Annotated in this window: 8 protein-coding genes; 2 read left to right on the forward strand and 6 right to left on the reverse strand. The window is 36.4% G+C overall.

The window, feature by feature from the left end; translation table 11 throughout:
- Positions 1-17 precede the first annotated feature (17 nt).
- From KQI76_RS00980 to KQI76_RS00995, 4 genes are all read right to left on the reverse strand, one after another.
- A complete protein-coding gene (locus KQI76_RS00980) occupies positions 18-2,438 on the reverse strand; it encodes a beta-glucosidase family protein (RefSeq protein ID WP_216398436.1) in 2,421 nt (806 codons plus the stop codon).
- Between the two features lie 330 nt (positions 2,439-2,768).
- A complete protein-coding gene (locus KQI76_RS00985; RefSeq protein WP_216398437.1) occupies positions 2,769-5,651 on the reverse strand; it encodes a glycoside hydrolase family 3 N-terminal domain-containing protein in 2,883 nt (960 codons plus the stop codon).
- Between the two features lie 623 nt (positions 5,652-6,274).
- Positions 6,275-7,573: a GHKL domain-containing protein gene (locus tag KQI76_RS00990; protein WP_371817635.1), complete on the reverse strand. Its 1,299-nt coding sequence runs from the start codon at positions 7,571-7,573 to the stop codon at positions 6,275-6,277.
- Between the two features lie 17 nt (positions 7,574-7,590).
- Positions 7,591-8,301, reverse strand: a complete 711-nt coding sequence (locus KQI76_RS00995; protein ID WP_216398439.1) for a LytR/AlgR family response regulator transcription factor — start codon at positions 8,299-8,301, stop codon at positions 7,591-7,593.
- A gap of 205 nt (positions 8,302-8,506) precedes the next feature.
- Here KQI76_RS00995 and glf point away from each other — a divergent pair, with 205 nt between their 5' ends.
- Complete coding sequence (gene glf, locus KQI76_RS01000; protein WP_216398440.1) at positions 8,507-9,610, forward strand: UDP-galactopyranose mutase; 1,104 nt, start codon at positions 8,507-8,509, stop codon at positions 9,608-9,610.
- A gap of 143 nt (positions 9,611-9,753) precedes the next feature.
- Here glf and KQI76_RS01005 read toward each other — a convergent pair whose 3' ends face one another.
- Positions 9,754-10,929, reverse strand: a complete 1,176-nt coding sequence (locus KQI76_RS01005) for a TraB/GumN family protein (RefSeq protein ID WP_216398441.1) — start codon at positions 10,927-10,929, stop codon at positions 9,754-9,756.
- Positions 10,930-11,285: 356 nt separating this feature from the next.
- On the reverse strand, positions 11,286-13,049 hold the full coding sequence (locus KQI76_RS01010; RefSeq protein ID WP_216398442.1) for a glycoside hydrolase family 13 protein: 1,764 nt from the start codon (positions 13,047-13,049) through the stop codon (positions 11,286-11,288).
- Positions 13,050-13,611: 562 nt separating this feature from the next.
- Here KQI76_RS01010 and KQI76_RS01015 point away from each other — a divergent pair.
- Positions 13,612-14,631 (forward strand): LacI family DNA-binding transcriptional regulator, encoded by a 1,020-nt coding sequence (locus tag KQI76_RS01015; protein WP_216398443.1) that lies wholly within the window; start codon positions 13,612-13,614, stop codon positions 14,629-14,631.
- Positions 14,632-14,831 lie beyond the last annotated feature (200 nt).

Consider the following 14,831-nt stretch of genomic DNA (forward strand, 5'->3'; position numbering starts at 1 on the left):
GCAAGCTAACAAGTGGGTTAATTACTTTCTTTAGTAGCCTTTATCATCTTTTTTCTTTCTTTTAAAACGTGCTTCAATCCTTTAAAGAAATGCCCATTTACAATCATTAAGACACCATCGACCATTGGCATATTCATAATGCCACCAGTCATTCTTGCCATGCCTCTAAATGGCATATGATAGACAGACATCATGATTAGATTGGCTGTTGACCGTTTTCCAATCTTTCTTAAAAACCAATGGGAGAACTTAATCATTTGATAGGCAAATCTAGCAAACTTCCCTTTCGCATATTGACACTGCGCAATCGTGTCGTTGTAGCCGAGTGGCTTCGTCCGATCCCATTTAGCCTCCGGTACCTTTCTATCTAATAAGGCCTCGAATTCTTCTAACCCAATCTTGCTTACTTGACCTGAATAATAACTTGATAATCTTTTTTGATCATATGGAAGTGGCGCTCCTGTACCTTCAACAAATAAGGTACTACTTAATTGAATATCTGCACTCGATGCACCAATCATCATTTCATAATCTGCTTCTTCAACTTCCCACTGATTTGTTTTTACATTAAAGTAGCGAAATGTTTTATCATCAAATGGGATGGTTACTGTCTTAGATTCGCCTGGATTTAAGTGAACTTTTGTAAAACCTTTCAATTCTTTTTTCGGTCTGAATATGGCTTTAGATTGACAACCTACATATAGTTGGGCAACTTCCATCCCTGAAACATTACCAGTATTAGTAATGGTAAATGTAGCACCTTTCTGATCAACATGGAGATTTGAATATTTAAATGTTGTATAACTTAAACCATATCCAAATGGAAATCTAACATCCACATCCGCTGTATCATAATAGCGATAACCAATAAATAAACCTTCTCTATACTCAACACTGACTTCTTTTCCTGGGAATTGATGATAAGAAGGCGTATCTTCATAATGTATTGGGTAGGTTTCAGCTAGTTTACCAGATGGATTTACTTCCCCAGTTAAGACACGGAGAATTGCCTTTGCTCCCGCCTGACCACTTAAGTACCCATGTACCAGGCCCTTAACTTTATTAATCCAAGGCATCTCTACCACAGCACCACTAGAAAGAACAACAACAATATTTTGATTCACTTCGTAAATGGCATTTAAAAGATCGATTTGATTTTGCGGAATCTTAAGATCTTCTCGGTCCAAGCCTTCAGCCTCTGTTACTTCATCAAGACCAAGATATAAGAGAACCACGTCAGCATTTTCAGCAAGCTTACATGCTTTAGCTGCTTTTCCCTTGCTTTTCTTACCATATCGATTAAAGCCGGGCTCATAGCCAATACTATTTAAACCTGACTTCGCTAAAGCGTCTAATGTGTTTTCCAGAGTAGTTGGATTGACAATTGATGAACCCGCCCCTTGATAACGAGGGTCTTTCGCAAAATCACCCACTACTGCAACTTTAGTTTGATTATTTAATGGTAGAATATTAGCTTCATTTTTTAGTAGAACAATTGATTCTTCAGCTATTTTCTGGGCAAGTAAATGATGTTCATTCTGATCAACATCACTGTTTGAATCTTTTAGTGCAGACGTCGTTGTCATAATTAACTCTAACAAGCGATCAACTGCTTCATCTAATACTTCTTCTTTTAACTCACCATTTTGAATTGCTCGATAAATATCTTTGTCAGTCTCGCCGTTTGTCGTCGGCATTTCTAATTCATTACCAGCTTTAAGGGCAGCTACGCGATCATTATTACCACCCCAATCCGTAACAACAACACCATCGTAGTCCCATTCATTACGGAGGATTTGATTCATCAAATGGGGATTTTCATTCGTGTAGGTACCATTCAATTGGTTATATGAGGACATGACTGTTTTAGTTTTACCTTCCTTGATAGCTATTTCAAAGCCCGTCAAGTAAACTTCCCTCAGTGTTCGCTCATCAACAATCGTATCGATTACCATTCTTCTTTCCTCTTGATTGTTAACAGCAAAGTGTTTAACCGATGCCGCGATTCCATTTGACTGAATCCCTTGAATCAAGCTGGCGGCTAATTTCCCAGTTAAATATGGATCCTCACTAAAATATTCAAAATTTCGCCCTGCTAATGGATTACGTTTTATATTAATACCAGGTCCAAGCAAAACATTAACTTTTTCCGATACCGCTTCACTTCCTAGACGCTGTCCCATTTTATTAATTAAATCAACATCCCAACTATTTGCAACGGTTGCTGCCGTCGGAAAACAGGTTGCAGGAATACTTGGATTAAGTCCTAAATGATCGGCAGCTGCTGCTTGCTTACGAACACCATGCGGACCATCCGCAAGGAACATGTTGGGGATCCCCAAACGATCGATATTCTCGGTTTGCCAGAAATCTTTTCCCGACATTAAGGATACTTTTTCTGCTAGCGTCATTTTATTGATTAAATCTTTATACTTCATTTCGCTCATACCTCATTTTTAATATAGGGAGTATCTTATAGATATCACCATTATTTTTATTCTGACATACCATCCAAATCATTATAGTCAACGGTACGATGAAATTTTAACACCTAAATATTTAGTAAATCCGGTCATCTCATGAAGAGTACACTTTTTCACATGAATCGTTCCTCATACAAAAAAATCCAGATGTATTTCAGATTGCATATTATTCAAATGACTATCCAACGTTTGTTTTTATATTTTTCAAAAGAAGACAGCCGTAAATTCACCACGGCTGTCATATTCTTTTATCGACTATCAAACAGTCATAAAAATTCTCATGTTTTATTTAGATGAAGATTTACTTTGAGCCGTCGCTAAATTATTTTTTAGCTTCGAGTATTTTCTGAATATAAGTACCTCAAGTAAGATAATTGCTCCAAAAATAACGATATCAATTGTTATTGTGACAATTTGCCATGATGGCATACCAGCATTTAAAGACTCCGCACTGTATGCATTACTGTTTACAGTCGTGTAAAGAATATTTTTAGATGCTTGTCGCATATCTTTAACTACAGATGGATTATCTGTATTTTCCATCATGTTCACTCCAACATCATAAGTAGCTAGGGCGATATCACCACCATTTGGCACCATCCAATTAGCATCCATATAACCGTAGCCACCGAAGTAATCCGTTAGAACCATGCCCTGGAAACCCCACTCTTCGCGTAATACAGTGTTTAAGAGTGGTGATGATGCCCCGGCCCATACTGGTCCAATATAGTTAAAGGCAGACATGATCGCCTGTGCACCACCGTCTTTTACAGCTACTTCGAATGGTTTTAAATATATTTCCCGAATAGCTTGCTCGTTCGACCATGTAGCTAACATCCTAAGTCTGTTCGTTTCTTGATCATTCATAGCAAAATGTTTTAGGTAGGAATATACACCATGGTCTGCCGCTCCTTTTACTGCATGAGCTGCCATCTCACCAGATAATATCCCATCCTCTGAGTAATACTCGAAGTTACGACCAGCAAATGCTGTTCGGTGAATATTCATAGCTGGCGCATACCATCCAGAAACGCCCATTTCCACTGCCATTTCACCAATACTATTACCAAATGCATGAGCTAATTCTACATTCCAAGTATTCGCCATCATAACTGCACTTGGGAATCCAACAGATCCAACGCCCGTAAAGTTATTATTGATAGAAGCTGGTCCATCTAAGTCAATGGTTGCTATTTTTCCAACAGATTTTGCCGCGGAGGTTTGGTAACCACCGTATGCAATTAGATTAACCATATCATCAATCAATAGTTGATCTAATAAGGTCTCCCAAGCTTGGTCATCATAATCAAGACCACGCATGTCTACCAAATCCACACCGTTTTTTGCACCTGTAATTGGCATTTCAGCCGATTCATCAAAGAATTCTGTTGCATCAAAATTCAATTCATTTCTAAATAAAGCTAAATTTTCTTCGGACATTTCAAAATTTTCAGGAGCTTTTGTTGCCTCTTCGTAATTCTCAAATCCATTCTCACGTGAAAGGTATGTTACATCTCCTTCAGCAAAATCAAACTGATTTGTAGCTGGAATATTATCTGATGAACGTTGATTATAAACAATTGTTTCGTCTAGAGAGAAACTAACTTCATCCAATACAGTATGTGAGTCAGAGCGAATAGATAAGATATAATCTCCCGCATCCAGAACATAGGCTTCTTCATTCTCTGAATCATATGAAGCTAAATCCTCTTTGGTAAAGGAAAGCGTAAGAGTTTGGGATTCTCCTGCTTCCAATGTCTTAGTTTTCTCGAAAGCTACCAAGTTAACATCTGACTTTTCTATTCCACCATTAATGTAAGGCGGGGTAAAGTATAGCTCAACAACATCTTTTCCTTTTGTATCTCCCGTGTTGGTTACTGTAACATCCACACTTATTGTGCCATCATCCGATTCACTCCAATCACTTATTTCGTGATCAAATGAAGTATAGCTTAGACCGTAACCGAATGGATACAAAACGTGTTCATCGTAATCAATTAAGCCTTCAGCTGCAGCCGTTTCATAGAAACGATAGCCAACATAGATCCCCTCTACATAGTTTACAAAAGTAGGGACCCCGCCTACGCCTGGGATATAATGATCAATTTTGTATTCATCCATGTTTGTATACTCAAAATCACCAAAATTATTATACGCTGGAATTGCTGTTAAGTCGCGGGGGAATATATCAGCTGTTTTTCCCGAAGGATTAATTGCTCCACTCAATATTTCACCCAGTGCATTAAAACCAGTTTGTCCAGCTGCTGGCACCCAAAGAACACTCTTAATTTGATCGTAATCTTCCACAAACTCCAACTCAAAAACATTTGAACCGTTATAAATGAGAACAACATTATCAAAAGTGGAAGTAACCATATCGATCATTTGTCGTTCTGTTTCATGTAACTCAAGATAATGAGCTCCTTCTTCAAAATCGTTATAATTATCTGAGTTATTGTTATAAGTTACATCTGATAGATTAGTTGGAAGATCAGCACCTTCCCCACCACTACGGCTAATTACAATAACTGCAGTGTCAGAGAACTCTTCCGCATTCTCCAGTAATTCATCGGAATAGTCATTAACAGGGGGTTCTGGCAAAGTCCAATCCTGCTCAAGCAACCCAAGAACTGGTCGTTCATCCCTGTAAGTAGTATAAAAGTCGATAAGCTCATCATTTACTACAAATCCTGCATTGCTCAATCCTTCAATCAAACTGATTGTATGATGTGTATCCGACAGCGATCCTGAACCTGTTCCTCCATAAATTGGATTGGTTGAAGCCCAACCGAATACATTAATTTGTGAGCCATTCGCTAAAGGAAGCAAGTCTTGATCATTTTCTAATAAAACAATACCTTCTTCCGCAATCCTTTCACCTAACTGTTCAGCTCTTTCAGACGAAGCTTCACTTATCGTTCCTCTACCAGAGGCAAGTGTAAGCACTGTATTTAATGGGTAAAAGGCAATTAAGTTAATGACAATTGCTAAAGCAATAAGTATAGCGACGATAGACTGTCTACGCACCATAAATTTCATTGACGTTGAAAATCTTTTGGCAAAAATCATAACAGCAATTGCAATTAATAATACAACTCCAAATGAAATTAGATAAGGGATCGTAAGGTCAAAAACATTCTTAACGTCAGCCCAGTTAATATCAAGCATTTTTTATTCACTCCATTTTCAAAAAAAGTGTGACAAAGAATATACTCTCACATGTCTAGGATCCTCTTGCATCAACATTAGTAAGTATATTTCACCAAAACGAATATGAAACGCTTTCTTTTTGGTGATCCCTTTGTCATTTTCTTATATTGTTACGCAAAATCATCATATCATAGCCATAAGCCACAATTTACTTTCCTCATGAATTGTCTATTTTTCATCACCAATGGCATTTAGTCTCTCTCAACAGTAATTAATTTCTTCTCATGCCCTTTTAAAGGACTCAATAATATGGATCTATGCTATTACAGTCATTGGAAGTTGATTAAAAAATCCTCTGCCTGTTAGGAAAGATCTGCATTCCCTTTTCAACAGACGAGGATAAAAAAATATCAAGTAACGGATATTGGTTTGATTTACTTGGTACAACTAATTTAAAAAACGTTGATTGATCACAATTAGTAATCTAGGTGTTTCAAAAACAAAAATGAAACAGAATTTCGGTATCCTATTTCATTTATATAGAGAGCGAACATCTCATTCTCACAAATATGATTCATTTGAATAAACTTTATGCTTTATAGCTAATTATAGTTTAAGCTATTATCATTGATTTCCTTTAATCATTTAAACCTTTTTTCCAGCTTTGGCATCAAAATCTCCAACTCAAACCAATTCCCATTTTGATTAACATTAACCACACCACCATACTTCTGAACTGTATATTGAATACTTTTTAGTCCATAGCCATGAAGGTATGTATTTCGTTTTGTCGTTTTAGGTAAATCACCTTCAATTATTAAATCACCTTCAAAGTAATTTTCCACTCTAATCATAATAAAATTCCTTTTTGAAAAAACCGATACATGGATCAGCCTTTTCTCCTTGTCTTTAACCTTTTGTTCATATTCGATTGCATTATCTAACGCATTCCCAAAGATTGTAGCAATATCCGCAGTAGCCATACCATTTAACAGTGATCCGTCTGCTACACAAGTTAATGTAATCTCATTCTTGATGCAGTATAAACTTTTACTTTTAAGAACTGTATCCAATACATGGTTGCCTGTTTTGTGTTCAGCTTCGTATGCTTTAATTTCTTCTTCCATCTTTTCTAAATAAGCATGTCTCTTATCTGAGTCTGTCTCTGCTTTTAGAGCGATAATCTGATTTTTTAAATCATGATATTTATAATTAATAATCTCGATACTTTCCTTAGATTGTTGATATTGTGTATATTGACTTTGCAGAATATATTGCATAGCTCTTAACTCATGCTTAATTCTTAGATCAGTTAATTGAAGATGATACGCATGCAAGATTGTGAATCCACCTAGATCAACTAAGGTACGAATATTAAGAATCTCTTGCGCATATTGACTACTAAAAGGTGTCTTTGATGTGACAAAACTTAGATTACTAATTCCAAATACAGCAATCCCAATCACAATGACAGAAAACAACTCGCGCCGACTGACATTCATGACGCTATCTTCCGGGATATGTTTTCTTTCTAAAAGCCAAACTGCTAAAAATGCAACTCCATAAACTAAAATCAATAAAATGATTTCTTGTAAAGAACCTGTGAAGCCCTGTTTCCAGAAAAAATTATGTAACTGCCATTGAAAAGAAGCGACTAACTCTGCCAAAACAAATGCTTTGACCGTAAAGTAACCCGCATCCAAAAAGTTTAATTGTGTGCTTTTATAGATAAAAATAAACATTAATATAACAGCCATCGCCATACTTGGAATCCAAAAAGCTAGCGATAAATAATCGGTTACAACCAAAAAGGTGATTTGAACAATTAAAGCGAGACTAGCGAACAAGACAAGATGGGAACGTCTCAGATGCCTTTTCAAGATAGAGATATAAATAATACAAGCGATCCACTCGGCTAACGCAGTATATACTCGTGGAATATCAGGGAGAACGTCAATCATTTAATCACCTCGCCCCAATGACTGGCAAGCGCCTTCATAAAAGGTTTCTTTTTAGAACGACTAATTGGGATTTCTGCTCCACCCACTATAGCGCCGTTTTCATTTGTGCCATCGACATGCTGTAAATTGATTAAATAACCTCGGTGCCCACGAAAGAAATGGAATTTCTCTAATTCACTTTCTAAGTCTTTCATTGTTCCCGTTGCAACATAGCTCCCTTTCTTTGTCGTAAAAATTAGATCATGCCCCTGACTCTCAATAAAGTAAATATCAGAAGTCTCTAGCCGTATGACACCATCTTTCAATTTAACTGTCACATGTTGAGCCTCTCTTCTTTCCATCCGATTAATTGCACGATTTAAGCGTTCTGAAAACTGGAAGTATGAAATTGGTTTTAGGATATAGTCCAAAGCATCAACAGCATAACCTTTAATGGCGAACTGTGGCATATTCGTAATAAAGATGATCACGACCTCTGAGTCTATCTTTCTAATTTCCTCTGCCGCCGACATACCATCCATCAACGGCATTTGTACATCCATTAAAATCAGATCAAACTGTGCCTGATAATTTTCAACAAATTGATCACCATCGGTAAAGGTTTCAATTTGGATGGCTTCATCTCGTTCTTTCTCAAACCTTTGAAGATACTCTATCAGCTGCTTTTGATAATTAATCTCATCTTCTACGATTGCAATCCGAATCATCGTTCTCCTCCTAACAGTAATTTTTTTTAACCTAATTACTCTCATAAGCTTTCTATTTCTTATATTCTACTATAATTTTTTTATGATTATATATAAAACAAAAGGATAGCACAAGTTTCTCAACATCATTGCTAATTATTTTCGCTTGTGAAATAATATGAAAAATAGAAATATCTTATGGATGTACAAAAGGAGTATCTAAGCTATGTATGATTATTTAATTGTTGGTGCGGGTTTATTTGGGGCAACCTTTGCCTATGAAGCTAAAAAAAGAGGCAAGAAGTGCCTAGTCATCGATAAACGCGACCATATTGGTGGGAACGTTTTTACCGAAGAAGTGGATGGGATTCAAGTTCATAAATATGGTGCCCATATTTTCCATACCAATAATAAACGGATTTGGGATTATATTAACCAATTTGCCGAATTCAATCGATATACTAATTCGCCAATCGCTAATTACCAAGGTGAGATCTACAATCTCCCTTTTAATATGAACACATTTAATAAATTGTGGGGAGTAACGAGCCCTGAAGAAGCAAAACAAAAAATTCGCCAACAAAGGGAAGCTGCTCACATTACAAAACCAAGTAATTTAGAAGAGCAAGCCATTTCGCTTGTTGGTACGGATATTTACCAGAAATTAATCAAAGGATACACAGAAAAACAATGGGGACGATCAGCCCGTGAATTACCTGCTTTTATTATTAAACGTCTCCCCGTCCGTTTCACATATGACAACAACTACTTTAATGACCGCTTCCAAGGAATCCCGATTGGGGGTTATACGCAAATCTTTGAGAAATTACTTGACGGGATTGATGTGAAATTAAATACCGACTTTTTCAAAGAGCGGAATCAGTTGGAGAATTGTGCAGATAAAATCGTCTTTACTGGAATGATTGATCAATTTTACGATTATCAATTCGGCGTACTAAACTACCGCAGTTTAAGGTTTGAAACGGAGATTCTAAACGAAATAGATAATTTTCAAGGTAATGCGGTTGTTAACTATACCGATAACAAAACTGCCTTCACTCGAATTATTGAACATAAGCACTTTGAGTTCGGCAAACAAAGGCATACGATCATTACAAAGGAATACCCTATTGAATGGAGGCAAGGTCTGGAGCCATACTACCCAATTAATGATGATGAAAATAATGAAATTTATAAATTATATCAGAACTTAGCAGATCAAGAAGCCAATGTTATTTTCGGCGGACGATTAGCTAACTATAAATATTATGATATGCATCAAGTAATCGGTGAGGCATTGGCAACTGTCGAGAGAGAGTTGGAAAATTAGAAATATTGTTGAACAGGCGCTAAGCGAAAATAGCCAGCTTAGCGCCTGCTTGCTGATTATACCTTTATTGAAATTTAATTATCAAAAAGCTCCATATATACTTGAAGCTTACACCTCAACAATTAAAAGCACTTCCTTTTACTTCACGATAAACTATTGATAAATAATCTAACAATATCCGTACCCGCAGCAAGTGTACCTAAAGAACTGCCCAGGTTCGCTAGTAAGATAACTAGCAACACACGGGTTACTTTATTATGCCAAAAACCTTTAACCGAGTATACATCCTCATTTAATTGCTCAAAGTCACTCACTTGTGGTTTATTAAAATAAGCTTGGACAAAACCTGCAAAAAAGCCTGCTGCCATAAATGGATTTAACGACGTGATCGGTGCAGCAATAAAGGCAGTTAAAATAGCTAGTGGGTGACCAAAAGCAGCCAATGTCCCTAAAGCTGATAGAGAGCCATTCCATAACAACCAGCTTTGCATTTGCCTCCAACCGGCTACCGGATTTAAGAGAAAAGTAGCGATAATCAAGGTTACGATCGCAATCGGAATCAACCAGCCGATCCGTTTCGGCCATTTTGACTTTTCGGGTACTTTCGTTAACTGACTTAAATCGTGGTCTTTTCCTATCTCTTTTGTAATACCTGGAATATGAGCGGCCCCAAGAACGGCAACTACTTTCTGACCCGGGGCATGCTTAATCTTTTCTGCTAAATATTGATCTCTTTCATCGACAAGTGGCTTTTTCAGACGTGGAAAATATTCAGTAAACTCACTTAGAATTGCATCAATCGAATCTTGATTCTTCATCTTCTCCAATTCTTCTTCAGTTATCGACTCATTCGAGAAGATACTTGCAATGACTTGCGATAGTAACATCATCTTGCCTTTGAAACCAACCGCACTCCATATTCTTGAAAATGTAATCTGAATATTACGATCAGCAAGGACGAGCTTTGCACCATTTTCCTCCGCCGATTTAATCCCTTGTAACATTTCTTGCCCTGCTTCAATATTAAATTGTTTAGCAATTCTCTTTTGAAAAGATGAAATGGCAAGATTCATTAATAGTAAAGTCGCTTTTTTATCTTTGATAATTTTAAAAATATCAGTATCCTTCCATCTATTACCGTCCATCATCGCTTGATAGCGTTGCTTATCCAACTCAATACAAACTGAATCTGGTTGTTCTCGGTCAATGACTTCTTTGACCTCTTCTGCACTATGTTTAGAAACATGTGCAGTCCCAATTAAAATATATTCTTTACCATCTTGCTCAATTCTCGTAATATTACTTTCCTGTTCTATCATCTAACGACCTTCTTTCAAAAATTCTCTATCTCACAGTATAACGTATTTAGAAACGAAAAAGAATTTTTGTGTGTGAGATTAAAAAAACTTCTGTTCATTAAAAGCAAGCGGATAAATATTATCATCAAATCAGACTTTACTAAATTTGATCGTTTTTATATATCCTATTAATTTTATCTGAATTATATGTTATAATGATTGAACAAAGTAGAATAACAAGGAGTTGCAACAATGAAGGATATCCCTATTATTGATCTACGAAGCTGTTTGCTAATTATCGCAATTATTATTGGTTTAATAATCATTTAATTAAATTTAAGAGATGACATCCTTTATAAGGATACCATCTCAAGTAATTAGTGACTTTCTATACAATAACATTGGTAGCCATATGCGCCCAATTCAACATGTCCACTTTCATCTAACATGGAGCCTTGATCATGAAATAAAGGCTGATACTGTTTATCTGCAAGCCCTGGAACATAAATTCGTTGACTTTTTTCTTTATTATTGATCACAAAAATAAATTGCTTGTTGGAATCTTGCTTTTGATAAACAAGGCTATTCTTTTCCTCATCAATCTGAATAAAATCAAAACTTCCTCGTCCACCAAAAGCCGGATTTTCCTTACGTAAACGAATCAATTGCTGAACAAAATTAAATAAGTCTAAATCTTGTTTGCTGTGATCCCACTCCATACATGCCCGACTCTCCGGTTCTTCTCCTCCAACCATTCCTATTTCATCACCGTAATATAAACATGGTGACCCAATAAAAGATAATTGAAACAGATACATTAATCGAACACTAGCTTTATTTTCATTAGCCAGTGTAGCAATCCTAGCTGTATCATGACTATCTAATAGATTAAACATAACTTCATGAACATTCATCGGATACATATGCAACAAATTGATGATTTGATCATGAAATTGCTGAACTTGAATTTTCTTGGTACCAAAGAAATCAACGACACTATCAGTAAAAGGGTAATTCATCACTGCATCAAATTGATCACCCTGTAACCACTTCATTGAATCATGCCAGATTTCACCTAAAATATAAACATCAGGCTTCACCTGTCTAACTTCATTTCGAAAAGCACGCCAAAATGCATGGTCTACTTCATTAGCGACATCAAGTCTCCAGCCATCAATATCAAACTCTTCAATCCAATAACGGGCAGCTTTTAGTAAATATGCTTTTACTTCTGGATTAGCAGTATTCAATTTTGGCATACTACCGACATAACCAAACGCATCATAATTTGGTCGTGGATCTGTCTTCACAGGGAAATCCCAAATATGGAACCAATCCTTATATTTTGATGCTTCACCTTTTTCCAGAACATCTTGAAATGGTGCAAAATAATAACCACTATGATTGAATACAGCATCAAGCATAACCCGAATTCCTTTTTCATGGCACAGTTGAACAAGCCTTTTGAAAGTTTCCTTATCACCGAATTGAGGGTCAATTTCAAAGTAATCAATTGTATCGTATTTATGATTTGACCCTGCTTTAAAAATAGGGGTAAAGTATATACCCGTCACGCCTAAGTCAATTAGATAGTCCAAGTGATCGATCACCCCTTGGAAGTCGCCACCGAAATAATTAGTAGGGGTTGGATCGTGTTTTCCCCAAGCTAATGTACCTTTCGGATTGATGGATGGATCGCCATTCGCAAATCGCTCAGGGAAAATCTGATACCAAACTGTATCCTTAACCCACTCAGGTGCTGTAAAGGTGTCGACCTCATGCAGGTAAGGGAAACAAAAGTAACTTCCTATGACATTCGGTTGTTCTTTAAAGTATCCACGTTCTGTAAAATAAATGACTTCACCATTTGTAGACTCACAACGAAAACCATAGCGTAGTCGGCGGTATGGCGGCTCAATCGCAACTTTCCAATAATCTAATGAATTGGTCACACCAGACTTTGTCATCTCTTTCTTTTTATAATCCCATCGTTCCCCAGTAAAATCATAGGGATCTCCATAAATCAGTTGAACACTTTTTAAATCATTTCTCTTAGACTGCAACATAATGTGAAGTGTTTTGTTATTATAACTATAGGCATACTGATTAACTGGTTTGTGATAAATAGCTTCTTTAATCAATTAGATTCCTCCCTTTTTCCCCAAATGCAATCGATTGCATCGAGGTTCAAAATTTTTTGGTTGTTTATCTGATAAATAAAATGACTAAACTAAATATAAACGTTTTCACAAAATTGGTCAATCCTATTAGGCAAAATCATAATTCTTGATTATCTTATTTTAATATAATTGAATATCATATATAATAATTATAAACATTGTTAAACAGACGTCAACCGCTTGCATTTAGTAAATTTTTATTAGGGAGATCAATTTATCCTTAACTGATGAGACTGGGTCTGAAACCGTGATCATTCTTTTATACTTAAAGATTTGCAGTTACTCGTCACATCGGAAATATTTGTTAGTTGAACTAAGCGGACTTTTACTGACTGCTGCGCCACTTATAATCCAATGGTTTCTCCTATGTGATTGAAGCGGGGTCATACAGTCATTTAAGGTTGCGGAAAAAAGTTTAAGCTTCTTCCCAATGGTTCGTATGGTTAACATAGAATGGTTTCGTCTACAGCATCAATATTTATTAAAAAGATGCGCTATATTAATTATAAAGGATGAAGGTATTATGGCTGTTACAATTAAAGATGTTGCTAAGAGAGCAAACGTTGCTCCATCAACTGTTTCTCGTGTTATCTCTGATAGCCCCCGAATTAGTGTGGCTACAAAAAAGCGTGTTAGGAAAGCAATGGAAGAGTTAGGTTACCACCCAAATGTGAACGCACGGAATTTAGCCGTTCGGTCTTCACAGGCAATTGGTGTCATCATGCCATCATCTGCAGAAACCGCCTTGCAAAATCCCTTTTTCCCTGAAGTGTTACGCGGGATTGGTAGTATGGCTCATGAAACTGAATATTCACTTTATGTTTCCACCGGGGGGAATGAAGTACAATCATTCGAAGAAGTTAAACGAATGGTTTATGGAAACCGCGTCGATGGAATTATTATGCTCTATTCACGAGAAGACGACCCAATCATGAATTTTTTAATGAAAGAAAAATTCCCCTTTGTCGTTGTTGGAAAGCCTTCAGAGTATGAGAGCCAGATTACTTATGTGGATAATGATAACGTCCAAGCAAGTAAAGAACTTACAGGACACTTAATTGAATTTGGTCATCGGCAAATTGCTTTTCTCGGTGGGACAACAGATCTCGTTGTCTCGATGGATCGCCTAGAAGGATATAAACAAGCATTACAAGCTGCAAATATTCCAATCAAAGATGAATTTATTATTCATGATGAATTTTCACGTTCAAGTGGTCGAAAAGCAGTTGAACATCTCTTTTCACTTAAAAAGTCTCCAACTGCTATGGTCATTACGGACGATTTAATGAGTCTTGGTGTCATTGGTATGCTTGAAGAAATTGGTTTAGATTGTCCTGAAGATGTCTCGATTACAAGTTTCAACAATCTTTATTTATCTGAAATTACTAGTCCACCATTAACAACAGTAGATATTCAAATCTATAAACTAGGTATTCAAAGTGCTAAATGCTTAATTGAACAATTAAAGACAAAAGATGAACCCGCAAAGCGTTTAATCGTTCCCCATGCAATTAAATACCGGAACTCAACCCGGAAAATTTAATTAGTAAATGAAGGGGTTGGGACATAAGGAGTCTCACTGAGTAAAAAATGGTTCTATTTACGGTTTTTTCGTAAATAGAACCATTTTCATTTTGTAGTGGTTTGAATGCTTTGGAGTCTTAGAGTTATTAGTCGTGAATTACCTTAAGTTCACAGCCAATAACGCAAATCCTAGTTCATTGTGTACTTTGGATTTACCCC

It is taken from the genome of Amphibacillus sp. MSJ-3 (assembly GCF_018919165.1).
Lineage (GTDB): Bacteria > Bacillota > Bacilli > Bacillales > Amphibacillaceae > Amphibacillus.